This is a genomic window from Actinoplanes sp. CA-142083 (assembly GCF_050942195.1).
Lineage (GTDB): Bacteria > Actinomycetota > Actinomycetes > Mycobacteriales > Micromonosporaceae > Actinoplanes.
This window is the reverse complement of record NZ_CP192076.1, coordinates 4,176,325-4,201,288: the sequence shown is the minus strand read 5'-3', so window position 1 is coordinate 4,201,288 and position 24,964 is coordinate 4,176,325. Positions and strand designations below refer to the sequence as shown.

Annotated in this window: 24 protein-coding genes; 9 read left to right on the top strand and 15 right to left on the bottom strand. The window is 70.9% G+C overall.

Going from position 1 to position 24,964, the window contains the following annotated elements:
* Positions 1–42: 42 nt before the first annotated feature.
* Together ACQPZX_RS19210 and ACQPZX_RS19205 are read left to right on the top strand one after the other, a co-directional pair.
* Positions 43–1,053 (top strand): cation diffusion facilitator family transporter, encoded by a 1,011-nt coding sequence (locus tag ACQPZX_RS19210; RefSeq protein ID WP_433382579.1) that lies wholly within the window; start codon positions 43–45, stop codon positions 1,051–1,053.
* Positions 1,054–1,064: 11 nt separating this feature from the next.
* Positions 1,065–2,147: a DUF3866 family protein gene (locus ACQPZX_RS19205; protein WP_433382577.1), complete on the top strand. Its 1,083-nt coding sequence runs from the start codon at positions 1,065–1,067 to the stop codon at positions 2,145–2,147.
* Positions 2,148–2,149: 2 nt separating this feature from the next.
* Here ACQPZX_RS19205 and ACQPZX_RS19200 read toward each other — a convergent pair whose 3' ends face one another.
* Positions 2,150–3,532, bottom strand: a complete 1,383-nt coding sequence (locus ACQPZX_RS19200) for a mercuric reductase (protein ID WP_433382575.1) — start codon at positions 3,530–3,532, stop codon at positions 2,150–2,152.
* A gap of 109 nt (positions 3,533–3,641) precedes the next feature.
* Between ACQPZX_RS19200 and ACQPZX_RS19195 the strand changes: the two genes are divergently transcribed.
* Positions 3,642–4,202 (top strand): CGNR zinc finger domain-containing protein, encoded by a 561-nt coding sequence (locus tag ACQPZX_RS19195; RefSeq protein ID WP_433382573.1) that lies wholly within the window; start codon positions 3,642–3,644, stop codon positions 4,200–4,202.
* 125 nt (positions 4,203–4,327) lie between these two features.
* Here ACQPZX_RS19195 and ACQPZX_RS19190 read toward each other — a convergent pair whose 3' ends face one another.
* A complete protein-coding gene (locus ACQPZX_RS19190) occupies positions 4,328–5,164 on the bottom strand; it encodes an NAD-dependent epimerase/dehydratase family protein (protein WP_433382570.1) in 837 nt (278 codons plus the stop codon).
* Between the two features lie 83 nt (positions 5,165–5,247).
* Here ACQPZX_RS19190 and ACQPZX_RS19185 point away from each other — a divergent pair, with 83 nt between their 5' ends.
* Entirely contained in the window at positions 5,248–6,147 is a 900-nt protein-coding gene (locus ACQPZX_RS19185) for a LysR family transcriptional regulator (RefSeq protein WP_433382567.1), read from the top strand.
* Positions 6,148–6,946: 799 nt separating this feature from the next.
* Here the strand turns inward: ACQPZX_RS19185 and ACQPZX_RS19180 are convergent.
* The 3 genes from ACQPZX_RS19180 to pafA are packed head-to-tail and all read right to left on the bottom strand — an operon-like array spanning position 6,947 to position 10,025.
* The gene (locus ACQPZX_RS19180) at positions 6,947–8,413 is read right to left on the bottom strand and encodes a GGDEF domain-containing protein (protein ID WP_433382564.1); all 1,467 of its coding nucleotides are present in this window, start codon (positions 8,411–8,413) and stop codon (positions 6,947–6,949) included.
* Between the two features lie 53 nt (positions 8,414–8,466).
* A complete protein-coding gene (locus ACQPZX_RS19175; RefSeq protein ID WP_433382561.1) occupies positions 8,467–8,649 on the bottom strand; it encodes a hypothetical protein in 183 nt (60 codons plus the stop codon).
* A gap of 17 nt (positions 8,650–8,666) precedes the next feature.
* On the bottom strand, positions 8,667–10,025 hold the full coding sequence (gene pafA / locus ACQPZX_RS19170; RefSeq protein ID WP_433382558.1) for a Pup--protein ligase: 1,359 nt from the start codon (positions 10,023–10,025) through the stop codon (positions 8,667–8,669).
* A 127-nt stretch (positions 10,026–10,152) separates the two neighbouring features.
* On the opposite strand from pafA, the gene ACQPZX_RS19165 reads away from it, so the two are divergent.
* The gene (locus ACQPZX_RS19165) at positions 10,153–11,091 is read left to right on the top strand and encodes a dTDP-glucose 4,6-dehydratase (protein ID WP_433382556.1); all 939 of its coding nucleotides are present in this window, start codon (positions 10,153–10,155) and stop codon (positions 11,089–11,091) included.
* Positions 11,092–11,137: 46 nt separating this feature from the next.
* On the opposite strand, the gene ACQPZX_RS19160 is transcribed toward ACQPZX_RS19165, so the two are convergent.
* Together ACQPZX_RS19160 and ACQPZX_RS19155 are read right to left on the bottom strand one after the other, a co-directional pair.
* The gene (locus tag ACQPZX_RS19160) at positions 11,138–12,031 is read right to left on the bottom strand and encodes an MOSC domain-containing protein (RefSeq protein WP_433382553.1); all 894 of its coding nucleotides are present in this window, start codon (positions 12,029–12,031) and stop codon (positions 11,138–11,140) included.
* Positions 12,031–12,522, bottom strand: a complete 492-nt coding sequence (locus ACQPZX_RS19155; protein WP_433382550.1) for a CGNR zinc finger domain-containing protein — start codon at positions 12,520–12,522, stop codon at positions 12,031–12,033. The genes ACQPZX_RS19160 and ACQPZX_RS19155 overlap by 1 nt, the downstream gene beginning before the upstream one ends.
* Before the next feature lie 104 nt (positions 12,523–12,626).
* Here ACQPZX_RS19155 and ACQPZX_RS19150 point away from each other — a divergent pair, with 104 nt between their 5' ends.
* From ACQPZX_RS19150 to ACQPZX_RS19140, 3 genes are read left to right on the top strand one after another with little or no spacing between them, the layout of a single operon-like run.
* A complete protein-coding gene (locus ACQPZX_RS19150) occupies positions 12,627–13,583 on the top strand; it encodes a zinc-dependent alcohol dehydrogenase family protein (RefSeq protein ID WP_433382548.1) in 957 nt (318 codons plus the stop codon).
* Positions 13,584–13,591: 8 nt separating this feature from the next.
* On the top strand, positions 13,592–14,605 hold the full coding sequence (locus tag ACQPZX_RS19145) for an alcohol dehydrogenase catalytic domain-containing protein (protein WP_433382545.1): 1,014 nt from the start codon (positions 13,592–13,594) through the stop codon (positions 14,603–14,605).
* A gap of 24 nt (positions 14,606–14,629) precedes the next feature.
* Positions 14,630–15,463 (top strand): patatin-like phospholipase family protein, encoded by an 834-nt coding sequence (locus ACQPZX_RS19140; RefSeq protein ID WP_433382543.1) that lies wholly within the window; start codon positions 14,630–14,632, stop codon positions 15,461–15,463.
* 38 nt (positions 15,464–15,501) lie between these two features.
* Here the strand turns inward: ACQPZX_RS19140 and prcA are convergent, their stop codons facing one another.
* From prcA to arc, 6 genes are all read right to left on the bottom strand, one after another.
* Positions 15,502–16,380, bottom strand: coding sequence for a proteasome subunit alpha (gene prcA, locus ACQPZX_RS19135; RefSeq protein ID WP_433382540.1), 879 nt, complete (start codon positions 16,378–16,380; stop codon positions 15,502–15,504).
* A 91-nt stretch (positions 16,381–16,471) separates the two neighbouring features.
* On the bottom strand, positions 16,472–17,311 hold the full coding sequence (gene prcB / locus ACQPZX_RS19130; protein WP_433382537.1) for a proteasome subunit beta: 840 nt from the start codon (positions 17,309–17,311) through the stop codon (positions 16,472–16,474).
* Between the two features lie 293 nt (positions 17,312–17,604).
* Positions 17,605–17,820, bottom strand: coding sequence for a ubiquitin-like protein Pup (locus ACQPZX_RS19125; protein WP_020518600.1), 216 nt, complete (start codon positions 17,818–17,820; stop codon positions 17,605–17,607).
* 159 nt (positions 17,821–17,979) lie between these two features.
* Positions 17,980–19,497, bottom strand: coding sequence for a depupylase/deamidase Dop (gene dop, locus ACQPZX_RS19120; RefSeq protein WP_433382533.1), 1,518 nt, complete (start codon positions 19,495–19,497; stop codon positions 17,980–17,982).
* 44 nt (positions 19,498–19,541) lie between these two features.
* Positions 19,542–20,837 carry an acyltransferase family protein gene (locus ACQPZX_RS19115; protein ID WP_433382531.1) on the bottom strand — a complete coding sequence of 432 codons (1,296 nt, stop codon included), beginning with the start codon at positions 20,835–20,837 and terminating at the stop codon, positions 19,542–19,544.
* Positions 20,838–20,895: 58 nt separating this feature from the next.
* Positions 20,896–22,677, bottom strand: coding sequence for a proteasome ATPase (gene arc / locus ACQPZX_RS19110; RefSeq protein ID WP_433382528.1), 1,782 nt, complete (start codon positions 22,675–22,677; stop codon positions 20,896–20,898).
* Between the two features lie 174 nt (positions 22,678–22,851).
* Here arc and ACQPZX_RS19105 point away from each other — a divergent pair, with 174 nt between their 5' ends.
* Positions 22,852–23,145, top strand: a complete 294-nt coding sequence (locus tag ACQPZX_RS19105) for a ferredoxin (RefSeq protein ID WP_433382525.1) — start codon at positions 22,852–22,854, stop codon at positions 23,143–23,145.
* A 92-nt stretch (positions 23,146–23,237) separates the two neighbouring features.
* Here ACQPZX_RS19105 and ACQPZX_RS19100 read toward each other — a convergent pair whose 3' ends face one another.
* Together ACQPZX_RS19100 and ACQPZX_RS19095 are read right to left on the bottom strand one after the other, a co-directional pair.
* Positions 23,238–23,828: a hypothetical protein gene (locus tag ACQPZX_RS19100; RefSeq protein ID WP_378966977.1), complete on the bottom strand. Its 591-nt coding sequence runs from the start codon at positions 23,826–23,828 to the stop codon at positions 23,238–23,240.
* Positions 23,829–23,998: 170 nt separating this feature from the next.
* Positions 23,999–24,940: a tRNA (adenine-N1)-methyltransferase gene (locus ACQPZX_RS19095; RefSeq protein WP_433382521.1), complete on the bottom strand. Its 942-nt coding sequence runs from the start codon at positions 24,938–24,940 to the stop codon at positions 23,999–24,001.
* Between the last annotated feature and the right edge of the window lie 24 nt (positions 24,941–24,964).

Below are 24,964 nucleotides of genomic sequence, written 5' to 3'. Positions count from 1 at the left end.
CCGCACTGTTATTTCGTAACCGGCGGGGGGAAGGATGATCCCGTGACGTCCGAACAGACCGGCCTGGCCGGCGCCGAGCCGTTGCCCGTACCCGGCGAGCCCGAGGAGGGTGAGAACGAGAGCATCGGCACCGTCATCCTGGCGGGCTCGGCCAACCTCGCGATCGCGCTCGCCAAGCTCGTGGCCGGCCTGTTCTCCGGGTCGTCGGCGATGCTCTCCGAGGCGGCCCACTCGTTCGCCGACACGATCACCGAGGTCTTCCTGTACGTCGCGCTCATACGCGGCCGGCGGCCGGCCGACGAGGAACACCCCTTCGGGTACGGCAAGGAGAGTTACGTCTGGGCGTTCATCGCCGCCCTGTTCACGTTCGTCGGGGGTTCCGCCTTCTCGATCTACCACGGCATCACGTCGATCGTGGCCGAGGAGAAGACCGGCGACTTCCTGTGGTCGTACGTCGTGCTGGGGATCTCGTTCCTCGCCGAGGGGACGTCGTTCCTGCGCGCCCAGCGCCAGGTCGCCGGCGAGTCGCGCCGCTGGGGCGTCACCCGGTCCCGCTTCCTGCGCCTGACCCCGGACACCACGGTCAAGGCGGTCTACTTCGAGGACTCGGCCGCGCTGATCGGCCTCGTCCTGGCCGCGCTCGGGCTGTTGCTGACCCAGATGACCGGCGACGAGCTCTGGGACGGGCTCGGCTCGATCGCCATCGGCGTGCTGTTGTTCCTGGTCGCCGCGATCCTGGCCCGCAGCAACGCGTCGCTGCTGGTGGGCCGCTCGGTGCCGCGCCGGATCCACAACCAGATCGCCGCCGACATCGCCGACATCCCGATCGTGGTGGCGGTCCCGACGCTGCTGACCATGCAGCTGGGCCCGGGCGACATCCTGGTCGCCGCCAAGGTCGACTTCGAGGACGAGGTGACCGGCGGCGAGATCGAGGCGGCCTCCGACGACGCCGAGCGGCGGCTGCGGGCCCGATACCCCGGCATCCGGTACGTCTTCCTCGACCCGACCCGGGGTGCGGCCGGTCGCCATCACCTGGACGGCGGCGTCGAGTAGATTCGCCGGTCATGGTGCGCTGGCGGTCCGGGATGGTTCAGGCGATCCGCCGTACGTGGCACGGCGCGATCGAGCTGGACGTGGCCACCGAACAGGGCGTGCTGCGGGCGCTCGCCTATCCCTCGCTGGTCGGCGAGCCGCAGCCGGGAGACCGCGTGCTGCTCAACGTCGGCGCGCTGGTCATGGGCCTGGGCACCGGCGGGTACGCCCTGGTGGTGGCCATTCCCGACCGGCTTCCCCCGGATCCGGTGGCCGACGGCACCACCCGCGATCAGGGTCACCTGGTCAAGGCCCGCTACACGCCGCTGCAGGCGATCCGGCTCGGCGTCGACGAGGAGGCATCCCCGCATCGCGCGATCATGGCGGCCGCCGAGTCCCTCGAGGGCATGCCCGTGGTCACGGCCGATCTGCACTCGGCCCTTCCAGCCGTTCTCGCCGGGATCCGGGCCGACAATCCCAAGGCGACGATTGCGTACGTGATGACCGACGGCGGAGCGCTTCCGGCGTGGTTCAGCCGCACCCTGGACGGCCTGCGCGACCACCTGGCCGGCACCGTCACGACCGGCCAGGCCTTCGGCGGCGACCTCGAGGCGAGCACCGTGCACACCGGCCTGCTCGCCGCCCGGCACGTGCTGCGCGCCGACATCGCGATCGTCAGCCAGGGCCCCGGCAACCTCGGCACCGGCACCACCTGGGGCTTCTCCGGGGTGGCCCTCGGCGAGGCGATCAACGCCATCGCCACGCTGGGCGGGCGCCCGGTCGGCTCGCTGCGGGTCTCCGACGGCGACGGCCGCCCCCGGCACCGCGGCGTGTCGCATCACACGCTCACGGCGTACGGGAAAGTCGCTTTGATGCCCGCGGACCTGCCGGTGCCGGACGGCCTCGACCCCCGCCTGGCCGCGGAGATCGACGCGGCGCTCGCGCCGCTCGGAGCGCGCCACCGACTGGTCCGCGTCGCCACCGCCGGCCTGGACGAGGCGCTGCGCAGGAGCCCCGTCGGCCTCTCCACGATGGGCCGCGGCCTCGACCAGGACCACGCCTACTTCCTGACCGCGGCCGCCGCCGGACGGCACGCCGCCGCGCTGCTCGCCTGACCTCAGGCGAACGTCCCGAACAGGCTGTTGAGCCCCTCCGCCAGCAGCGGATGCGTGAAGATCGCGCCCGCCATGTCGGTGTGGGTCAGCCCGCCCAGCATGGCGACCTGGATCATGGTCATGATCTCGCCGCCCTCGCTGCCCAGCACCGCGGCGCCCAGGATCCGCCCGCTGTCCGCGTCGACGACCGCCTTCATGAAGCCGCGAGTCTCCCCGGTCTCGATGGCCCGGACGACCGCGCTCATCGGCAGCTTCGCCACCCGGATCGCGCGACCCCGCGCCCGGGCCTCGCGCTCGGTCAGGCCGACGCGGCCCAATTGAGGATCGATGAAGACCGCGTACGGCACGACCCGCTCGCGCGTGCTCGCCTTCTCGTTCCCGATGAGGTTGGCGCGCAGGACGCGGTAGTCGTCGTAGGAGACGTGCGTGAACGCCGGGCCACCCTTGACGTCGCCCATCGCGTAGACGCCGGGCGCGCTGGTCTCCAGGTGCTCGTCGACCACGATGAAACCGCGGTCGTCGAGCCGGATGCCGGCCGCCTCGGGCGTGAGCGCCTCGGTGTTGGGCACCCGGCCGATCGCCGAGAGCAGATGCGAGCCCTCGATCACCTGCTCGCCGTCCTCGGTGCGGACGGTCAGCCGCACCCGGCCCCCGCCGGCCGCCTCGGCCCGGACCGGCGCCGACGAGGTCAGGACCGTGATCCCCTCGTCCCGCAGGACCGCGGCGACCTCGTCCACGACGTCTTCGTCCTCGAGCATCAGCAGGCGCGCGGCGCTCTGCACGATGGTGACCTCGCTGCCGAACCGGCGGAACATCTGGCCGAACTCCAGCCCGATGTAGCCGCCGCCGAGGACGATCAGGTGCTCCGGGATCTCGTCCAGCTCCATGATCGACGTGGAGTCGAGCACGGGGACGTCGCCCGCGCCCGGAATGCTCAGCGGCTTGGCCCGGGTGCCGGTGTCGATCACGATCACCGGCGCGCTGAGCTCCCGCGTCCCGCCGCCGGTCAGGGCGACCTCCACCGTGTTCGGCCCGGTGAACCGGCCCTCCCCCGCGATCAGGTCGATCCCGTCCTGGGCCAGCCGGCCCGCGTAGTTCTCCCGCGCGCCGGCGACCATGGCGCGCTTGCGCTCGCGCACCGCGGCCAGGTCCACCGAGACCGGGCCGGTGCGCACGCCGTACTCCGCGCCGCGGCGCGCCTGGTAAGCCAGGCGCGCGCTGGCGACCATCGTCTTGGTCGGCGTGCAGCCGGTGTTGACGCAGACGCCGCCGAGCTGGTCGCGCTCGACCAGCGCCACCCGCCGGCCGGCCTGCGCCAGCTCCACCGGCAGGAACCGCCCGCCCTGGCTGGTCCCGATCACGATCGCGTCGTAGGTGTCGGTCATTGCCATCCCGCCTCTAATGGTTGCTGAGCCATTTGCCATTAGTCACTATGCCGAAGCTCGTCCGGCCTGTCAAATGGTTGTGCGAGATATATCCATTAGGATGGGTGGCGTGATCCTGCTCGGTGAGCCGCTCCCCGTGGAGCTGATGAACACCGTCAACGCCGGCCGGCACGGCCCCGAGGACGTGCTGGACGACGACGCGGAGGCGGCCGCGTGGCTGGCCGCGGTGGCCGGGCGGGTCGAGGCCGAGTCCGGCGTCGCGCCCGGCCCGGCCACTCCGGAGCTGCGCGAGCTGCGCGATGCGCTGCGGCTGCTGGCCTCGGAGGCGACCGGCGACCCGCGGCCGCCGGCCACCGCGCCCGAGCTCACCCGGCGCAAGGCGATCGCCACGCTGAACGCGCTCGCCCGGACGTGGCCCGAGATCGTCTGGCCCGACGACGGTGAGCCGTCGCGGGCATTCCGGGCAGACGGCGCCGGCGATCTCGCCGTGGCGGTGATCGCCCGCCAGGGTGTCGAGCTGTTCGCCGGGCCCGGGCGGGAGCGGCTGCGGCCGTGCCTCGCGCCGAATTGCCTGTTGTTCTTCGTGAAGGACCACGCCCGGCGGGAATGGTGCTCAGCGGGGTGCGGCAACCGGGCTCGCGTCGCACGCCACTATCAGCGGCGCCGCTAGGACGCATATAACGCGCTTCAAGCTGCTCGCCCGCCGCCCTGCCCGGCGCCGCAGCCGGCACCTGGATCGCCTGGCTGACTGCCTCCCCGGTCCCGTCCGACCGGGATCGTGGCCCGGCCGCCGGTTCAGGCCGGGTCGTAACCGCCGCTCGCGATCTCCTCCAGCACCGACGGGCGGGACGGCTTCCAGCCCAGCTCGCGGCGCGCTTTCTCGCCGGTCGCCTGCTGGTCGAGCAGCAACGCCGCGCCGAAAGCGCCGAGCCGGGCGACGAGCGCGGCCGGCTCCTCGGGCATTGCCTGGCTGTTCACGGCCTCGCCCAGCTCACGGACGGTGGGGTTGTGCCCGCTGACGCCGAGGTAGACGCCGCCCCCGCCCTGGGTCAGGGCCGCCACATACAGCTCGGCGAGGTCGTCGACGTGAACGGTGGTCCAGTGCTGGGTGCCGGGACCGACCAGGCTTCCGTCACGCGCGGACGACACGACCACGCCGATGATCCCGGTGCCGCGGCCGTAGACGATGCCCGGCTCGATCAGCACCGAGCGGACGCCCTCGGCCGCCAGCGCGCGAGTGTCGAGCTCCTCCCGCCAGGCCACCAGGCCGGGCGCGTCGCGCGGCGTGTCCTCGGTGATGGCCGCGCCGGAGCCGTGCACCCAGATGCCGCCGGTACGCACGAAGGTGGCGCCGGGCCGCAGGCCCTCGAGGACCGCCTCGGCGAAGGCCGTCTCGACGGTCTCGCTGGTCGCGTCGCCGGGCGAGGCGGTGGCGATCACCGCGTCGGCGCCGGCGGCGAGGCGGCGCACCAGCTCGCGGTCGTCGATGCTGCCGACGACCAGTGTGGCGCCGGCGCCGCGGGCCTTGGCCTCGTCGCGGACCAGCGCGGTCACGGTGTGCCCGGCCGAGACCAGGGCGGAGAGGACGGAGGAGCCGATGTAGCCGGTCGCGCCGGTCAGGAAAACGTTCATGCCTCAGGTCTACCGGCGCCGACCGTTCGCCGGAAACGAATAGTTCTGGTTGACCTGATCGCCGTCGGCGATAAGGTGTCTCGATGGAGCAGCGTCAGCTCGAGTTCTTCGTCGCGGTCGCCGAGGAGCTGAGCTTCACCCGGGCCGCCCGGCGCACCCACGCCGTGCAGTCGACCGTGTCGGCGAGCGTCCGGGCCCTCGAGCGCGAGCTGGGCGCGACCCTCTTCGACCGCACCACCACCCGGGTCGGGCTCACCGAGGCCGGCCGGGCGCTGCTGCCCGAGGCCCGGCGCTCCCTCGACTCGCTCGGCCAGGCCCGCGCCGCGGTCGACGGCACCCGCGCCGGCGTCACCGGCAGTCTGCGCATCGGCACCCTGGCCGGCCTCACCACCGTCGACCTGCCGTCGCTGGCCGGCGAGTTCCGCCGGCGGCACCCCGGGGTGCACCTGAGCCTGCGGATCGACGCCGCCGGCAGCGACGGTCTCCTGACGGCGCTGCATTCGCGCGAGCTCGACGTCGCGTTCGTCGGCGTCGAGTCCACCGACCTGCCCGGCCTGCTCCTCGAGCCGATCACCACGTTCCAGCCGCGGCTGCTCGTCCCCGCCGGCCACGCTCTCGCCGAGCGGCGGTCGGTGACCCGCACGCAGCTGGCCGGGGAGTCCTTCATCGACCTGCCGGTCGGCTTCTGCAACCGCGGCCGCACCGACGCCGACTTCCGCGGCGCCGGCATCAGCCGCAGCATCGCCGTCGAGGTCAGCGACGTGACGACCATCCCCGGGTACGTCGAGTCGGGCATCGGCGTGGCCCTGGTGCCGCCGCTGGCCACCGAGGCCGGCGCGCGCGTCGTGGCGGTCGAGCTCGACCCGCCGGCGCACTCGTGGACGCTGGCGCTGGCCCGGCTCGCGTCGGCGGAGCCCACGCGGGCGACGCGGGCGTTGCTGGACATGGCCGGCGACTACGTCAATCGGAACGGCTGCTATTAGGTGGCTGGCTTGCTTGCTGGCTTGCTGGCTCGCCACGAACCTCCCCCACCCTCGTGGGTGGGGCCGACTCAAGCACTCGGGTATGACATTTTCCGGAGGCTGTCCCCAGGCGGCGCGACCGTCACCCGATTACGTCCTTCAGCCTTGGCCTCATCCAGCGCCCCGCGTGGGTGGCTGCCGTGAGTGCGCCACATCGCGCCCGCCGTGGGGATCCCGCGATGCGGCGAAGGCTTCCACCTGATGGACGCTGTCCCGCATGCCGACCGCACGTCCCGGCGACTGGACGAGCGGTCCACATCATGGGAGGCGTAGCCGGAAATATCCGCTTATGTCGATGACACCCGATCAAGGACGGTCATCGATGATGAATACCCGTTCGCCTCAAGCCGCAACTCATCAAGATCGCCCAACCGGGCGCGGTCCGCGCAAGCCGACCGGAGCGCTCCCCGCGCAAGGGAGAGGGCGCCCCCGCGCAAGCCGCGAGGGCGTCCCCGCGCAAGCCGACCGGAGCGCTCCCCTCGCAAGGCGAGAGCGCGCCCCCGCGCAAGCCAACAGAGCGCTCCCGGCGCAGCCCCCGCAAGCCGAGGCCGAGCCCACGTCGAGGCCGCCGTCGAAGGCGGCAAGCAAGGGACGAGCGCAACGGGCCGCACGCAGGCTGACCAAGCACGCCACCACGCCATGGCAGCCCGACCTAGGCACCCCCACACCCGCAACAGGGCGTCACCAGCAGTAACCACCGCCGCGGCGACCCCGAGCGCAAGGCGTGCTGACCTGACCCACCCCGCCGGGTGGGGCCCACTCAAGCAGCCGGGTGTGACATTTCCGGGCGGCTGTCCACAGGCGGCGCCACCGTAACCCGATTTCGCCCACCCGCCTTCGACTCATAGAGCGCCGCATCGGCCCGCGTAACCAGCTCTTCCGGCGTCTCGCTCCCGTCCCAGACCGCGATCCCGGCCGAGAACGTCTGCCCCTGCGGCGTAGCCGCCAGCACCCGCTCGACGATCTGGCGCGCCCCGTCCTCGGAAACGTCCGGCAGCAGCACCACGAACTCCTCGCCCCCGTACCGAGCCAGCAAGTCGACCGCGCGCAGCGCACCGTGCCAAGCCGCCGACGCCTCCTTGAGCAGGCGGTCGCCGGCCGGATGGCCGTACGTGTCATTGAAGATCTTGAAGTGGTCGAGGTCGAGCAGCGCCACGCTCATCGGACTCCGGTCGCGCCGGGCGAGCTCGAGGGCCCGGGGCAGTTCCTCGTTCCAGACGCGGCGATTGGGCAGGCCGGTCAGCTCGTCGCGGCGGGCCAGGTCACGCACCGTGGCGGCCTGCCGCTCGATCTCCCGCACCAGCTGCGCCATCCGGACCACCACCAGCAGGAACAGCACCGTGCAGCAGATCGCGATGGCCCAGCCGTCGCGCACCTGGCCCTGGGCGAGCTGCACCATGAGCAGGCCGGGCGCGATCAGCGAGGCCGCGGCCAGCAGCACCAGCAGCCCACGGCCGAGCCGGGCCGGCTGCCGCGGCGCCACCGAGCCCACTTCCCGGGCGTCGCCGTGCAGTGCGCCGATCCCGAACAACGTGTACGCCACCAGGAACACCATGTCGATGCAGCGGTGCACCCACTGCGTGTCCTCGAGGGCCACGCCGGTGCTGCCCAGGTCGCCGATCACCACCCAGGCGAGGTCGCCGACCAGGAACGCGATGAGCGAACCGGCGATCCACCAGAAGGCCGGTCCGCGGGGCCCGCCGCCGCGCAGCAGACGGGTCAGCATCGCCAACAGCAAAAGATCACCGATCGGGTACGCGGCTTGCACCGCCCGCCCGAGCATGTCGATGTCCTGCCCGACGGCTACCGGCTTGATCACATACACCCAGGCGAGGAGCCCGAATCCGGTGGTGATGGTGGCGGCGTCGACCAGCGCGGTCCAGTTGTGGCGGGGCTCCCGGCGGCGGATCAGGATTGCCATGCCGAGCCCGCATGCCGGGTAGAGCAGCAGGAACATCGGGTCGGCCGGGCCGGGCAGGCTGTCGATGCCGAGCACGTCGATCGCGTAGATGGAGACCGGGATGCCGGTGACGTTGGCCGCCAGGCCGAAGGCGAAGCACCACCAGGGCAGGCGCTCCCGCCGGGGCAGCCGCCGCGCGCCGGCCAGGATGCCGGCGACGCCGAGGTAGCCGATCGCGACCTGCCAGCCGCTCTCCCACCAGCCTCCGGACGGGATCAGCTGATACGCGGCGATCGCCAGCGCGGCGACCAGGGCGTAACGCTTCACGGGCTAAATGAGACCGGGCGCGGGTTGCGGACACGGGTGCCGGACGGTTGCTTTTACGAAGTCACGACCAGCCAGAGCCAGCCGAGCAGGATGATGCCGAGCACCACGGCCAGCAGCCACGTCGGGATCTTGTGGCCGCCGGCCCGGTTGCGCCGGATCTCGGACCGGATGCGCTCACGTTTGCGCTGCACCCGGCCCCAGGCGACATCCTCGGCGGTGCGCTCGCGCTCGGTCATAGCGCACCAGATTAGCTCTACATACTGGCGATCAAACGCTCCACCCGCTCGTCGTACGCCCGGAACGGGTCCTTGCAGAGGACGGTGCGCTGCGCCTGGTCGTTGAGCTTGAGGTGCACCCAGTCGACGGTGAAGTCGCGCCGCTTCTCCTGCGCGTGCTTGATGAACTCGCCGCGCAGCCGCGCCCGCGTGGTCTGCGGCGGCGTCTCCTTGGCCTCGAAGATCTCCAGGTCGTTGGCGATCCGGTCGACCTGCTTGCGCTTCTCCATCAGCGCGTAGAGGCCGCGGCCCCGGCGCACGTCGTGGTAGGCGAGGTCGAGCTGAGCGATGCGCGGGTGCGACATCGGGATCTCGTGCTTGGCCTGGTAGCGCTCGATCAGCTTGTACTTCGACACCCAGTCGATCTCGCGGGCGACCGGGTCGAGGTCGCCGCTCTCGATCGCGTTGAGCACCCGGCCCCACAGCTCGACGACCCGCTTGGCGGTCTGGTCGCCGCCGCGCCGCTCGACGAACTCGGTCGCCTTGGCGAGGTATTCCTGCTGGATCTCGAGGGCCGAGACCTCTTTGTTGTTCGCCAGGCGGATCTTGCGGCGGCCCGTGACGTCGTGGCTGACCTCGCGGATCGCGCGGATCGGGTTTTCCAGCGACAGGTCGCGCATCACCACGCCGGCCTCGATCATCCGCAGGACGATGTCGGCCGAGCCCACCTTGAGCAGGGTGGTGACCTCGTTCATGTTCGAGTCGCCGACGATCACGTGCAGGCGGCGGTAGCGCTCGGCGTCGGCGTGCGGCTCGTCGCGGGTGTTGATGATCGGGCGCGACCGGGTGGTGGCGCTGGAGACGCCCTCCCAGATGTGCTCGGCGCGCTGCGACAGGCAGAAGACCGCGCCGCGCGGCGTCTGCAGGACCTTGCCCGCGCCGCAGATCAGCTGCCGGGTGACCAGGAACGGGATGAGCACGTCGGCCAGCCGGCCGAACTCGCCGTGGCGGGAGACCAGGTAGTTCTCGTGGCAGCCGTACGAGTTGCCGGCCGAGTCGGTGTTGTTCTTGAACAGGTAGATCTCCCCCGCGATGCCCTCGTCGTGCAGACGTTTCTCCGCGTCGACGAGCAGGCCTTCCAGGATCCGCTCGCCGGCCCGGTCGTGGGCGACCAGGTCGGTGACGGAGTCGCACTCGGGGGTCGCGTACTCGGGGTGGGAACCGACATCGAGGTAGAGCCGTGCGCCGTTACGGAGGAACACGTTGCTGCTGCGCCCCCACGACACCACTCGGCGGAACAGGTAGCGGGCCACCTCGTCCGGCGACAGCCGCCGCTGCCCCCGATAAGTACACGTGACTCCGTACTCGGTCTCGAGGCCGAAAATTCGCCGTTCCATGTCGAAACACTAGCCTCATCGGCCACCCATTGGCAGTCACCACTCGCGCATTGCCCGCCACAACGCGTGGACCTCTCATCACCGGATCGGGTGGCCGCTCCCGGGGCGTGGATAAACTCGCGGGGCGATGAGGCTTTTCGTCACCGGTGGCGCCGGGTTCGTCGGCTCGCACTTCGTGCGAGCCATCCTTGCCGACCATCTGCCGGGTCTCGAGGGTGCGTCGGTCACGGTTCTTGACAAGCTCGCGTACGCCGGAAGCTTCGCGAACCTGAGTCCCGTGGCCGAGAGCAAGCGCCTGGATTTCGTACCGGCCGACGTCGCGGACGCGGCCGTGGTCCTCCCCGCTTTGCGCGGCCACGACGCGATCGTGCACTTCGCGTCGGCCCGGGCCGGCGCGGACGTCCCCGCCGTCGAGTCCCTGCTGGCGGCGGCCCTGGCCCGCGACGTGTCCCGATTCGTCCACATCTCCACCGACGAGGTCTACGGCTCGATCGACACCGGCGCCTGGACCGAGCGCTCCGCGATCGCCCCCACCACCCCCGGCGCGGCCGCGAAGGCCGGCGCCGATCTGATGGCGCTCGCCTACCACCGCACCCACGGCCTGCCCGTCGTGGTCACCCGCAGCAGCGACAACTACGGTCCCTTCCAGGACCCTGGGGAGACCATTCCCCGCCTCGTCACGGCCCTGCTGGACGGCCGCACGGCCCATCTGCCGGGCGACGGCACCCGGGTGCGCGACTGGCTGCACGTCGACGACCACTGCCACGGCATCGCCCTGGCCCTGCTGGAGGGCCGCGCCGGCGACGTCTACCACATCGGCGGCAGCGTGGAGCTGGCCGACCGCGACCTGGTCGACCTGATCCTGGAGCGCATGGGCCTCCCGTGGGACCACGTCGAGCCCGTCGACGACGGCAAGGTCCACGACCACCGCCACGCCCTCGACGACGACAAGATCCGCCGCGAGCTGGGCTGGCGCCCCCGCGTCGAGTTCACCGCCGGCCTGACCGACACGATCCGCTGGTACCGCGACCACCCGGCCTGGTGGCGCCCGCTGCTCCCCGACTGACAGGCGGCCCGGCCCGGTCTCCGACGCGTCGTCATTCCGATCGGCGTCAGCCGGACGCGGCGCCGACGCGCAGCTCGCCGGGCTGGATGACCTCGGCGTAGACGCCGAAGCAGGCCGCTTTGCCGAGACCCGCGACCTCGACCCGGTAGTGGCGGGCCAGGGTGCGCAGCAACTCGGTGTCGGCGGGGACGCCGGGGCCGTGGTCGAGGCCGGGGATGACGCAGCGCGGGGTCGGTGACATCGCGCGCAGGACGACGTCGCCCAGGCGGATCTCGGCGCCGGGCTCCGGGTCGTTGTCGGCGTCGAGGACGATGTTCGGACGGAAGCGGCTCGGGGTGGCGCCGAGCTTCGCCAGCTCGCCGGTGGTGACGACGTGGACGGGAGCGAAGTCCACGAAGCCGCCCGCGCCGGCGCCGCCCAGGTCGGTGACCGCGTCGTCGCCGGGGCGCAGGCCGGACATCCAATCAGGGACCATGCCGTCGACGCCGGGCAGCGTGCGGTGCAGCCGGGCCTCGGGCGGGACCTCCCGGGTCAACCGCACCGGCCGCCCGAGATGAGCCGCCAGCGCCGCCTCGGCATCGCCGTTCGGGCCGGCATCGCCACCCGCACGCGCATCCCCGCGCACGCCGGCATCGCCGCGCAAACCGAAATCGCCGCGCCCACCCGCAACGCCGCGCGGACTCGCATCGCCGGTCGCTTCGTACACGTCGGCGCCGACCTGGATGGCCAGGCCGCCGTCGTCCAGGGACCGGGCGGTCACCTCGAGCAGGCGCCCCCAGCGGCGCGGGTGCTTGGCGCTGCCCACCGTGCCGTCGGCGGGGTCCACGCAGGCCCACTGGCGGTCGCCGGCCACGCCCGTGAGTGAGACGTGGGCCGTGCGCAAGGGCTCTCCGAGGGCGCTCTTGAGCGGGTAGCGCCACAGCTCCACGATGGCCGCCATCACTTGCCTCTCGCTCGGTGCGCGGCCACATTGACCTTGTTGCCGCAGTACTCGTAGGAGTGCCAGCGGCGGGTGCGGCTGCGGGTGCTGTCGTAGAAGGCCTCGCGGCAGATCTCGTTGGCGCACAACCGGACCCGGCTCCAGTTGCCCTCCTCGACCAGGGTCGCGACCGCCTGGGCGACGCGGCCCACCACGGGGTCGCCGGTGACCTGACGAAGGCGTACGGAATCGGCCTCGAAGTTGAAGTTGAAAACGCTGCCGGAGAGCCTCGCCGTCAGGTCGGCCCAGTCTCCCGACTCGTCGGCCAGGGACACCAGCGTGTCGCGGACCGCCCGGATCTGCTCGATCCGCGACGCCGGCGGGGGCTCTTCCTGGCCGAAGGGGCGCAGGACGAGCTGCGCGGCCGCGGGGTCGTCGAGCTTGTCGGCGAGGCCCGCGTACGGCCGGGAGTTGAGCAGGTCGACGATCGCGGTCGCCGCGCCAGTTGCCATGGTCACATCCTTTCATGACGGGCTAGTCGTTGTAGCCACTTACAAGCCAATGCTACGTTGCCCTCGATGTAAGTGTCTTAGTCGAATAGACCGAAGGACAGGCCATGAGCCAACTCGTTCTCCCCGCTCTCGGCGACCCCGCCACCACCGCCGGCCTGGTCAAGGACCCCGAGCTCACGGCCGGCCCGGGCGACCTGCTCGTCGCCATGGAGGCCGCCGCCATCAACCCGGTCGACACCCTGTACGCCAACGGCTGGTACCCGATTCAGCCGCAGGTCCCGGCCGTCCTCGGCGCGGAGGGCGTCGGGCGGGTCGTGCGCGCCGAGGACGCGGGCCTGGTCGGTAAGCGGGTGGTGGTGATCAACCCTTACCGGCAGGGAGTCTGGGGCGACCAGGTCGTGGTGCCGGCCGCGAACGTCGTGCCGGTGCCCGAGGGCGTCGACGCGCACCAGCTGGCGATGCTGTCGATCAACCCGCTGACCGCGTACCTGCTGCTCAACGACTACGTCACCCTGCGGCCGGGCGACTGGATCGCGCAGAACCTCGGCAACTCCGGGGTCGGGCGCGCGGTCATCGCCCTCGCCCGCCGGGCCGGCGTGCGCACGATCAACGTCGTGCGCCGCCCCGAACTGGTCGACGAGCTGCGTGCCCTCGGCGCCGACGAGGTGGTGCTCGACGGCGCACGTTTCGAGCAGACGCCGAAGCTGGCCTTCGACGGCGCGGGCGGGCCGGCCGGCGAGGCCCTCGCGGGTGCGCTCGCCCCGGGCGGAACGCTGGTCTCGTACTCGGCCATCGCCGGCGGCGAAAGTCCCCGCCTGCCGCTCGGCCCCCTGGTCTTCGGCGGCCTCACCCATCGCGGCCTCTGGATCAGCAACTGGCTCGCGGCCAACACCAACGACGAGATCGAGCGGGTGTACGCCGAGCTGGCCGCCCTGGTCGCGGACGGCACCCTGCACACCCCGGTCGAGGCCACCTACCCGCTCGACCAGTATGAGCGCGCCCTTGAGCACGCCGCCCGGCCGGGCCGCTCCGGCAAGATCCTGTTCACGTTCGGGAACTGAGGGACGAGATGACCACTACCTACCGCGCCTACCAGGTGTCCGGGCACGCCGAGTTCACGCTCGTCGAGCGGGAGCTGCGCGAGCCCGGGCCGGGCGAGGTGCGCATCCGGGTCGAGGCCTGCGGGGTCTGCCACAGCGACGCGCTCGCGGCGTTCGGCCTGTTCCGGGCCGACCCGGCGACGCCGATCATCCCCGGGCACGAGATCGCCGGGGTCGTCGACGCGGTCGGGGACGGCGTGCGCCGGTGGCGGGCGGGCGATCGGGTCGGCGTCGGGTTCCTCAACGGGCCCTGCAACGAGTGCGACTTCTGCCGGCGCGGCGACTTCGTGAACTGCGCCGATCAGCAGAAAACCGGCACAACGGTGGATGGTGGTTATGCCGAGATCGCGTACGCCCGGGCGAGCGGCCTCGTCCGCCTCCCCGCTGACCTGAGCGCCGTCGAGGCGGCGCCGCTGCTGTGCGCGGGGATCACCGTGTTCCGCGGGCTGACCGACCTCGGGTTGCGGCCGGACTCGCTGGTCGCGGTGCAGGGCATCGGCGGGCTGGGCCATCTCGGCATCCAGTTCGCCCGCGCGCTCGGGCATCGGGTGGTGGCGATCGGCCGCGACCCGGGCAAGGCTGCCCTCGCGGTCGAGCTCGGCGCGGACTCGTACATCTCCGAGGACCCGGCCGAGGCCCTGCAGCGGCTGGGCGGCGCCGACGCGATCCTGGCCACCGCGGCGGACGGCGGCTCGATGTCGGCGCTGATCGGCGGCCTGGCGCCGCACGGCCGGCTCGTGGTGGTGGGCGGCGGTGGCGGCCCGATCCAGGTGGACACCGGCCAGATGCTGTTCCCGGTGCGGACCATCAACGGCACGATGGTCGGCACGGCGATCCAGACCGAGGACAGTCTGGCCTTCGCCGTACGGCACGGCGTGCGCTCGATGAACGAGATCGTGCCGCTGTCCGAAGCCCCGAAGGCGTTCGAGCGAATGATGGCCGGCGATGCCCGGTTCCGCCTCGTTCTCGACTCGGCGTCGTGAGCCCGGGCGTGCTACCCATAGATCATGGAGAGCGCTCTCGTCCTCGGGGCCGGCGGGATCACCGGCATCGCCTGGCATCTCGGTGTGCTCGCCGGCCTGCGGGACGCGGGCGTCGACCTGACCGGCGCCGACCTCGTGGTGGGCACGTCGGCCGGGTCGATCACCGGCACGCTGGTGGCGGCGGGCATCGACCTGGCCGAGGCGCAGCGCATCGAGGCGCGCATGGGTGACGCGGACCCGCCGATCCGGCCGGACTGGGAGCGGGGCACGGCGGCGTTCGCGGCGCTGACCGACACGACCATGGAGGCCCCGGCGATCCGCCGCACGGTGGGGCGGCTGGCGCTCGAGGCGGACGTGGTGGCGGAGGAGCCGTACATCGGATCGCTGACCCGGCGGCTGCCGCTGCACGAGTGGCCGGCGCGGCCGCTGCTGATCACAGCGGTCGAGGCGTCCAGCGGGGATCCGGCGGTGTGGGATCGCGGGTCCGGGGTGCCGCTCGACCGGGCGGTGGCGGCCAGTTGCGCGGTGCCGGCCATCTTCCCGCCGGTGACGGTGGACGGGCGGCGCTACATGGACGGTGGGGTGCGGTCGGGCACCAACGCGGATCTGGCGGCGGAGTGCGCGCGGATCGTGGTGCTGGCGCCGCTCGCCCCGGTGCGGATGCACGGGGCGCCGGCCGCGGAGATCGAGGCGCTGCGGGAGCGGTCGAAGGTGGCGCTGGTCGCTCCGGACGAGGCGACGCTGGCGGCGCTGGGGCCGAACGTCTTCGACACCGGGCGCTGGGCGGCCGCCATCGACGCCGGAGTGGCGCAGGGCTCACGCCTGGCCCCCGAGGTCGCCGCCGTCTGGCACAGCTGACGAAAAAGGCCCGCTCGATGCCGAGCGGGCCTTCCACATCAGGAGCCGTCGCCGTTGACGTCGTCGGCCGGCTCGTCCGGGTCGTCGGCGGCCTTGGGCTTCCCCGGCGCCTTGCGCTCGTCCTCGGTGTCCACCGACGCGGCCGACACGGTCGGCTTGTCCTCGGCCGGGCTCGGCGGGGCGGCGTCGACGTCGCCCAGGTCCTTTTCCGCCACGCTGCCGCTGCCGGTCAGGAGGGTGGTCAGCGCCGTGCCGGCGATCCGGCGGAACGCCCGGCCCTTGCGCCGCCGGTCGAGCACCGCCACCTCGAGCTGCTTGGCCTCGAGCGTGCGGGTCTGGCCGTTCTCGCCGCCCACGCTGCCCAGCGCCTCGGCGGCCAGCGCCAGCGCGGTGGTCAGGTCGGCCGCGGTGTCGTGCCGCTCGCGCAGCACGTTGGAGATCGCCTCGGCCTGCCCGCCCATCGCCATGAAGCCGGGCTCGTCCATCACCGAGCCGTCGTAGGTGATGCGGTACAGCTCGTCGGCTTCGGGGGTGGCGCCGACCTGCGCGATGCAGATCTCCACCTCGTACGGCTTCTGCGTCTCGGAGAAGATGGCGCCGAGCGTCTGGGTGAACGCGTTGGCCAGCCCGCGCCCGGTCACGTCGCGCCGGTCGAAGCTGTAGCCGTTGAGGTCGGCCATCCGCACGCCGGCCCGGCGCAGGTTCTCGAACTCGTTGTACCGCCCGACCGCCGCGAACCCGATCTTGTCGTAGATCTCGCTGATCTTGCGCAGGGTGGTGATGTTCTCGGCGACCATCAGGATGCCGCCCTCGTACGTGAGCACCACGGCGGAGCGGCCGCGGGCGATGCCCTTGCGGGCGTACTCCGAGCGGTCGCGCTGGACCTGCTCGGGTGATGCGTAGAACTGCATGGCCACGGCTGGCTACTTCCTCTCGGTCCCGGATGAAAGCGTGGTGAGAAGCGGGACTCAAAACCGGTGTTGCATCGGTTTTCCGCCGCGGGTCAACTCAGCCGCCGGGGTTCTCCATGCGCCCGGCGACGACCCGCTCGGCCACCGCCGTGATCTCGTCTTCCGAAAGCCGGTGGGTGCCCTCCGCGGTCGCGGTCATGACCACCGGGTAGATCTTGCGGCTCACGTCGGGGCCGCCGGTCGCGGTGTCGTCGTCGGCCGCGTCGTAGAGCGCCTCGACCGCCAGCGTGATCGCGTCGGCCGTGCTGACGCCGGGGCGGTACTTCTTCTTCAGCGCGGACTTGGCGAACAGCGAGCCGGAGCCGATCGAGTCGTACCCGGTCTCCTCGTACAGCCCGCCGGCCACGTCGAAGCTGAAGATGCGGCCCGCGCGCGACGAGTCGGCCGGGGACAGGTCGAAGCCGGCGAACAGCGGCACCACCGCGAGGCCCTGCATGGCCGCTCCGAGGTTGCCCCGCACCATGCCGGCCAGCCGGTTGGCCTTGCCGTCGAGGGACAGCATGATGCCCTCGATCTTCTCGTAGTGCTCGAGCTCGACCTGGAACAGGCGCATCAGCTCGATGCCGATGCCCGCCGTGCCGGCGATGCCGATCAGCGAGTACGAGTCGGCGGGATGCACCTTCTCGATGTCCCGGCTCGCGATGAGGTTGCCCATCGTGGCCCGGCGGTCGCCCGCCATGATCACGCCCTCGGCCGTCGCGATGGCCACGATCGTCGTGCCGTGCGGCGCGAGGTCGGCCGCCATGCCCGGCGGGAGCGGCCGCCGGCCCGGCAGCAGCTCGGGGGACGCGTGGGTCAGGAACTGCGTGAAGGAGGACGTCCCCGCGTTCATGAAGAAATCCGGCAGTCGCCCGGATGGATCAAAGCCCTGTGTCACGTGGTTCCTCTCAGATACGTGATCGCACCGGCGCCCACACCCCCGGGACGCCGTCGCAGTTGAAGCACAATATCCCGCTCTCCCTGCCGGTGCGATGATCGCGATCAACGTGTTCAAGCCTGAACGGAACGCGGGCCGTCCACGCCGGCGCACGGCCAGGACCAGCCTGCCCGATGCGGCGCACGACGACCCGCACTTTCCCCCGGGTCGCCCGGATTGTCCGTTCCGGGCGGCCCCACGAATTCATCTCAGGGCGAAACTCTCAGGTCCGACGGAGAAATCGGACAAAGAGGTTATTCGCCGCCCTTCTGCACGTAGCCGCGGACGAACTCCTCGGCGTTCTCCTCCAGGACGGAGTCGATCTCGTCGAGCAGGTCGTCCACGTCCTCGGTGATCTCGGCGTGGCGCTCGGCTACCTCCGGGTTGGCCTCAACGGTGACGTCCTCGACCTCTTCCGCGCTGCGGCTCTTGCCGGACTGCGACTGACCGCCGGTGTCTCGGGTTGCCATCGGTGTCCCCTTTCAAGCCACCCGAAGTCGCACAACATCGGGTAACAAAAACCTACCTCGGCCCTGTGACAAAACGCCCCGCCGGGGCTGTGCTAATTCCGGCGCCTGGTCCTTCGGACGGCGCGGAGAACCCGCGCCCCCGCGGGGCGATCTGGCTGGTCAGCGGCTCGTGATGACCTCTAGCAGGTCCTTCGCGCTCTCGCACTTGTCGAACAGCGCCCCGACGTGCTTCTTGGTCCCGCGCTCCGGCTCCATCATCGGCACCCGGACGAGCGACTCGCGCCCGACGTCGAAAATCACCGAGTCCCAGCTCGCCGCGACCACTTCGGACGCGTACTGCGCGAGGCAGCGGCCCCGGAAGTAGGCCCGGGTGTCCTCCGGCGGCTCGTACATGGCCGCCTGGGTGTCCTCGGGGTCCAGCAGCGTCTTCATCGAGCCACGGGCCACCAGGCGGTGGTAGAGGCCCTTCTCCGGCCGCACGTCGGCGTACTGCAGGTCGACCAGCTGCAGCTTCGGCGACGACCAGCCCAGGTTTTCCCGCTCGCGGTAGCCGTCGAGCAGGCGCAGCTTGGCGACCCAGTCGAGGGTGTCGGAGCAGAGCATCGGGTCGCGGCCGAGCTTGTCGAGCACGTCCTCCCAGCGGTCGAGCACGTCGAGCGTCTGGTCGTCGGCGTCGTCGCCGGCCCGGTCCTCGACGAACGCGCGGGCCCGCTCGTAGTAGGCCCACTGCAGGTCGAGGGCGGTGAGTCGGCGGCCGTCGCGCAGCCGGATCAGGTGCTTGAGCGCCGGGTCGTGGCTGACCGACTTGAGCTCCGAGACCGGGTCGGCGATGCCGAGCTCACCGGTGAACACCTTTTCCTCGATCATGGCGAGGACCAGCGAGGTCGTGCCCACCTTGAGGTACGTCGCGATCTCGGAGAGGTTCGCGTCGCCGATGATGACGTGCAGGCGACGGTACTTGTCGGCGTCGGCGTGCGGCTCGTCGCGGGTGTTGATGATCGGCCGCTTCAGCGTGGTCTCGAGGCCGACCTCCACCTCGAAGAAGTCGGCGCGCGAGGAGATCTGGAAGCCGGCGCCGGAGCCGTCCTGACCGATGCCGACCCGGCCGACCCCGCAGAACACCTGGCGGGTGACGAAGAACGGGGTGAGGTGCGCGACGATGTCGGCGAACGGGGTCTGCCGGCGCATCAGGTAGTTCTCGTGCGACCCGTACGATGCGCCCTTGTTGTCGGTGTTGTTCTTGTAGAGCTGGATGCGGTGCGCGCCGGGGATCGTGGCGGCCCGGCGTGAGGCCTCGGCCATGACGCGCTCGCCGGCCTTGTCCCACTTGACCACGTCGAGCGGGTTGGTGCACTCGGGGGTGCTGTACTCCGGGTGCGCGTGGTCGACGTAGAGGCGGGCGCCGTTGGTCAGTATCACGTTGGCCAGACCGAGATCCTCGTCCGCCAGCGCGTCGGCCGGGTCGTAGGCGGCGCCGGAGTAGGTGAACCCCCGGGCGTCGCGCAGCGGCGACTCCTCCTCGTAGTCCCAGCGGGCGCGTCCACCGCGGTTGAGCTCGGGACGCGCGCCGTAGGCGTTGACCACCTGCGACGAGGTGACCATCGGGTTGGCGCCGGGCTGCCCGGGCACCGAAATGCCGTACTCGACCTCGGTACCCATGATCCGTCGAACGCTCATGCGACCACCATCCCGCGCGCCACGCTGCTGCTCATGTATCGAGCCTAGACGCTCTGGCGCTCGTTCTCGCCTCTGCCCGTGCCCGGCGCGGCACGCTGGGTGGCGAGCAAGCTCGCCGGGGCCGGGCGGGGCTCGAGCTTCGCGGCGATCTTCCGGCCGAGTCGCTGGCCGGGCATTTCCACCATCCGGTACGCGAGCCAGGCGGTTCCCAGCGATGCGGCGAGGTACGCGAGCCCGGCGGTCACCCGGAACTCCCACCCGTGCGTCCCGAGATCTGGGACCACCCTCGGCATCAGCATGAGGACGATCACGTGCAGCAGGTACAGGGAGTAGCTGACCCGCCCCAGCCACGTGAAGACGACGGGCAGGGTTCGGTTTCTCATGGCGTACGCGAAAAGGAACGTAACCGTGACCGCGCCGACGGTGGCCAGCCAGAGTCGCAGGGCCGCGCCGGTGCCCAGGTGTGTCCAATGCGCACCGATCACGCCGAGGGCGACCACCGTCAGCGAGAAGGCCGCCTCGCGGCCGCCGATCTGGGCGTGCTGCCACCGGTAGACGACCGTGCCGGCAAACATTACTGCCAACAGCAGAACGCCCTGCCAGGAGGCGATGACGGTGCTCTCCTTGGTGGCATGACCATTCACGGCGGGCAGCAGGACCAGGGTGATGCCGGCGGCGCCGGCGGCGGGCACGAGACGGTCCTTCAGGTACGCGAGGACGCTGAGTCCCGTGATCACCAGCAGGATCGCGGCCGTGGCCCGCCGATCGGCGAACGTGGCGCCCAGCAGGTCGTCGGGCAGCGCCGCGCCGCCGCCCAGCGCGACGAGCGCCAGCCCCGCCGCCCACCAGGCGCTGCGCCGATGCAACCGCAGCACGAACAGGCCCGACACGATCAGATAGAAGACCATCTCGTACGACAGGGTCCAGAAGACACGGACGGAGCCGCGCAGGCCTACCAGGTCGTTCATCATCGTGGCGTGTGCGAGAGCGCTCGCCCACGTCTCCTGCCGGAGCGACGCCGGCCAGGCGAGCCAGCCCGCCGCGGCCAGGATCGCCACGAGCGCGATCGCCGCGAGATATGCCGGGTAGATACGGCACAGCCGTCCTATCCAGAAGCGGCGCAGGCTGCCGTGCCGCTCCAGCGACATCGGGATCACATAGCCGCTGACCAGGAAGAAAAGCAGCACGCCGTACTTGCCGGCGTCGAAGTGGCGGTAGATCGCCAGGTGCGCACCGGTGCCGATCACCTTCGGGCTGAGATGGAAGAGGACGACCACGAGGGCGGCGTAACCGCGCAGCGCGTCGAGCCACGCCAGGCGTACGGGAGCGGGGCTGGTCACTTACCTTCAACGAGAACGCGGGCGGAGGGTGACCCCCCGCCCGCGTTCCGATGGATCTTTACAGGTACTGACCGGTGTTGGTCGCCGTCTCGATGGAGCGGCCGGCCTCGGCGCCCTTGCCGCCGGAGACGAGCGTGCGGATGTAGACGATCCGCTCGCCCTTCTTGCCGGAGATGCGGGCCCAGTCGTCGGGGTTGGTGGTGTTGGGGAGGTCTTCGTTTTCCCGGAACTCGTCGACGCAGCTGTCGAGCAGGTGCTGCAGGCGCAGCCCCTTCTTGCCGGAGGTGAGGAACTCCTTGATGGCCATCTTCTTGCCGCGGTCCACGATGTTCTGGATCATCGCGCCGGAGTTGAAGTCCTTGAAGTACAGGACCTCCTTGTCACCGTTGGCGTAGGTGACCTCCAGGAAGCGGTTCTCCTCGGACTCGGTGTACATCCGCAGGACGACGGCCTCGATCATCGCGGCCACCGTGACGTCGCGGTCGTTGCCGTGCTCGGCCAGGTCCTCGGACGAGAGCGGCAGGCCCGCCAGGATGTACTTGCCGAAGATGTCCTTGGCCGCCTCGGCGTCCGGCCGCTCGATCTTGATCTTCACATCGAGCCGGCCGGGGCGCAGGATCGCCGGGTCGATCATGTCTTCCCGGTTGGACGCGCCGATGACGATGACGTTCTCCAGGCCCTCGACGCCGTCGATCTCGCTGAGCAGCTGGGGAACGATCGTGTTCTCCACGTCGGAGGAGACACCCGAGCCACGGGTCCGGAAGATCGAGTCCATCTCGTCGAAGAACACGATCACCGGGGTGCCCTCGCCGGCCTTCTCCCGGGCCCGCTGGAAGACCAGGCGGATGTGCCGCTCGGTCTCGCCCACGTACTTGTTGAGCAGCTCCGGGCCCTTGATGTTGAGGAAGTAGCTGGTGTGCTTCTCCTCGCCACGCCGCTCGGCGATCTTCTTGGCCAGGGAGTTGGCCACCGCCTTGGCGATCAGGGTCTTGCCGCAGCCGGGCGGGCCGTAGAGCAGGATGCCCTTCGGCGGGCGCAGCTGGTGCTCCCGGAACAGGTCGGCGTGCAGGAACGGCAGCTCCACCGCGTCGCGGATCTGCTCGATCTGCGAGTGCAGGCCACCGATGTCGGTGTAGTCGACGTCGGGGACCTCCTCGAGGACGAGCTCCTCGACCTCGCTCTTGGGGATCCGCTCGTACGCGTACGCCGAACGCGGCTCGATCATCAGCGAGTCGCCCGCGCGCAGTTTCGTCGTGTCGAGGGAATCCGCGAGGAAGACGATGCGCTCCTCGTCGGCGTGCGAGACGACCAGCGCCCGGTCGCCCGGAAGCCCGTTCTCGCCGGCCAGCACCTCCTTGAGGGTGACCACCTCGCCGGACCGCTCGAAGCCGAACGCGTCGACCACGTTGAGCGCGTCGTTGAGCAGGACCTCCTGGCCCCGCTGCAGCTCCTCCACCTCGAGCGACGGCGAGACCGCCACCCTCAGCTTGCGGCCGCCGGTGAAGACATCGACGGTGCCGTCCTCGTGTGCGGACAGGAATACGCCATAGCCGCTCGGCGGCTGGGCGAGCCGGTCAATCTCTTCCTTGAGAGTGACGATCTGGGCCCGGGCTTCCTTCAAGGTCGCCACGAGCCGGTCGTTGTTCTCGGTCACTCGGGCCAGCTGCGCCTGCGTCGCCGCAAGCCGTTCCTCGAGCTGCCGGACGTGTCGTGGGCTTTCGGTCAACTTTCGCCGAACCAGCGCCAGTTCCTCTTGCAGGAACGCGACCTGGCTGGAGAGATCGTTGGCCTCTTTCTCCCAACGTGCGGCGCGTGAATCCGCCTCGTCGCTACGTGCCACGTCCCACCTCCCCGGGGGCTCGAACGTCTTGCGATAACACTAGCTGCTGCGGACCGGATTTCGACCCATGCAACACCCTCGTCACCGAGTCTTGATCCATTCGGCCAGTGGCCGCAAGTTAGTTGTCGGAGGCATCCGGTACCGTCGGCTGGGGCCATTTTCGGGAGGTTGTGGGTGTCGGTACAGACCGGTACGGACGAGCTGCAGGTCTGGATCGATCAGGACCTCTGCACCGGCGACGGGCTCTGCGTGCAGTACGCGCCCGAGGTCTTCGAGTTCGACATCGACGGCCTCGCGTACGTCAAGGATCCCGGCGGTGAGCTGCTGCAATCCCCTGGTGTGCGCACGGATGTGCCGCCGCGGCTGCGCCTCGAGGTGATCGACGCGGCCAAGGAGTGCCCCGGCGACTGCATCCACGTCGTGCGGTCCGCCGACGATGTCGAGATCGCCGGGCCGGGCGCCGGCTGACAGGTGGCCGACCGCTACTTAGCACTTTCTGCCCGGCAAGCAACTGCGCCGTCCCAAATTCGCGGCAAAAGTCACAAGCCCGAAACAGAGGTTTAGAGTGTGGGCCTTCCCACCAGGGAGGCCACAACGCGGCTGAACTCCTCGAGACGGGCGATCTGACCCGGCCCGCCGTCGTCCAGCGTCTTGCCGAAGCGCAGCGCGTCGTGCCGCATCGCCGGACGGCCCTCGCCCTCCTCCAGCCCGGGCGGCGGGACCGCGTCGTCGATCGAGCTGAGCAGCAGGTAGACGTCGATGCTGTCGACCCGGGCCTGGCCGTTGGAGGTGCGGGTCAGCCGCCGTCGGCAGCCCACCTCGGTCACCGTGGAGAGCGGCACCACCCGCAGCGACGAGGTCATCGAGCCGACCGGGCCGTCGCCGGGCGCCACATCCTCACCGTGCCACAGCACCAGGCGGCTGCCGTCACAGATGACGACCTCCTGCCAGACGCCGTTGACCTCGTTGACGAAGCGCTCGAGGGTGAAGCAGAGCACCGAGGCGCCGCGGAGCACGCCGAACAGCGCGTCCAGCGCCACCTCGGGGTCGCGCAGGTAGGCCCGGGCGGCGGAGTCGAGGTCCTGATACGGCGACCAGTCGGGGAAAACCGCCGGCATCTCGTTGCTGCCACCGAACGGCGGAGAACTCATCGCGCCCACCCGATCCTCCCGTCCGCTTCCGCTGCCCCACAGGAAGCTACCCGACCGGACCGGCCGTAGTCACATCGCTCGCCCGGGTAACGGTCATCGATCCCGTTCGTCCGTTTCGCCCTCAACTTCCGGCGCATTTGGGACGTTATCTGATACCCGGACGTTCCCGTTCAGTCCTGCTCCTCGGCCGCCGCCGCTTCCTCGGCCGCGAGCTGCACATCGACCCCCGCGGCGTTCAGCGCGGCCTGGGCGGCACGCTTCAACGCGTACGCCTCGGCGCCCTTGCTCGGTTTGCGACGCCTCGGCGGTGCCATCACGCCCGGCGCCAGCTTGCGTGCCGAGACCAGGAAGGCGGTGTGGGCGATCATCCGGTGGTCCGGGCGGACCGCGAGACCCTCGGCGTGCCAGTCGCGGACCAGCGACTCCCAGGCCCGTGGCTCGGTCCAGCCGCCGCGCTCGCGAAGCGCCTCCACCAGCTCGGACAGCTGCGGCGTGGTCGCCACGTACCCGATGAACACGCCGCCGGGCACCAGCGAGCGCTCCACCATGTCGAGCGCCTCCCACGGGGTCAGCATGTCCAGGACGATCCGGTCGAAGCCGGTCTCCTGGTTGCCGGCCACGTCGCCCACGTGCAGGTTCCAGGCCTTCTGCGGGCCGCCCAGGAAGTTCTCCACGTTCTTGCGGGCGATCGCGGCGAAGTCCTCGCGCAACTCGTACGAGTGAAGCTCGCCGTGCTCCCCCACCGCCCGCAGCAGCGAGCAGGTCAGCGCGCCCGACCCGACGCCCGCCTCCAGGACCCTGGCGCCCGGGAAGATGTCGCCCATCGCCACGATCTGCGCGGCGTCCTTCGGGTAGATCACCTGGGCGCCGCGCGGCATGGAGAGCACGTAGTCGCTCAGCAGCGGGCGCAGCGCGAGGTAGGCGGTGCCGCCGGCGGAGGTCACCACGCTGCCCTCGGGCAGGCCGATCAGGTCGTCGTGCTCCAGGGCGCCCCGGTGCGTGTGGTACGACTTGCCGGGCTCCAGCACGATCGTGTGCATCCGGCCCTTGGGGTCGGTGAGCTGGACGCGGTCACCCTCGCGGAACGGGCCGGTGGCGGTCGGTGTTGTCACGTGCTTCTTTCTGCTCTTTCGATC

Bases quoted from the DNA above. Each gene is read 5' to 3' on its own strand.
- ACQPZX_RS19205 (WP_433382577.1), top strand. From the start codon at position 1,065: ATGGTGCGCTGGCGGTCCGGGATGGTTCAGGCGATCCGCCGTACGTGG.
- ACQPZX_RS19200 (WP_433382575.1), bottom strand. From the start codon at position 3,532: ATGACCGACACCTACGACGCGATCGTGATCGGGACCAGCCAGGGCGGG.
- ACQPZX_RS19190 (WP_433382570.1), bottom strand. From the start codon at position 5,164: ATGAACGTTTTCCTGACCGGCGCGACCGGCTACATCGGCTCCTCCGTC.
- ACQPZX_RS19185 (WP_433382567.1), top strand. From the start codon at position 5,248: ATGGAGCAGCGTCAGCTCGAGTTCTTCGTCGCGGTCGCCGAGGAGCTG.
- ACQPZX_RS19175 (WP_433382561.1), bottom strand. From the start codon at position 8,649: ATGACCGAGCGCGAGCGCACCGCCGAGGATGTCGCCTGGGGCCGGGTG.
- pafA (WP_433382558.1), bottom strand. From the start codon at position 10,025: ATGGAACGGCGAATTTTCGGCCTCGAGACCGAGTACGGAGTCACGTGT.
- ACQPZX_RS19165 (WP_433382556.1), top strand. From the start codon at position 10,153: ATGAGGCTTTTCGTCACCGGTGGCGCCGGGTTCGTCGGCTCGCACTTC.
- ACQPZX_RS19160 (WP_433382553.1), bottom strand. From the start codon at position 12,031: ATGGCGGCCATCGTGGAGCTGTGGCGCTACCCGCTCAAGAGCGCCCTC.
- ACQPZX_RS19155 (WP_433382550.1), bottom strand. From the start codon at position 12,522: ATGGCAACTGGCGCGGCGACCGCGATCGTCGACCTGCTCAACTCCCGG.
- ACQPZX_RS19150 (WP_433382548.1), top strand. From the start codon at position 12,627: ATGAGCCAACTCGTTCTCCCCGCTCTCGGCGACCCCGCCACCACCGCC.
- ACQPZX_RS19145 (WP_433382545.1), top strand. From the start codon at position 13,592: ATGACCACTACCTACCGCGCCTACCAGGTGTCCGGGCACGCCGAGTTC.
- ACQPZX_RS19140 (WP_433382543.1), top strand. From the start codon at position 14,630: ATGGAGAGCGCTCTCGTCCTCGGGGCCGGCGGGATCACCGGCATCGCC.
- ACQPZX_RS19125 (WP_020518600.1), bottom strand. From the start codon at position 17,820: ATGGCAACCCGAGACACCGGCGGTCAGTCGCAGTCCGGCAAGAGCCGC.
- dop (WP_433382533.1), bottom strand. From the start codon at position 19,497: ATGAGCGTTCGACGGATCATGGGTACCGAGGTCGAGTACGGCATTTCG.
- ACQPZX_RS19100 (WP_378966977.1), bottom strand. From the start codon at position 23,828: ATGAGTTCTCCGCCGTTCGGTGGCAGCAACGAGATGCCGGCGGTTTTC.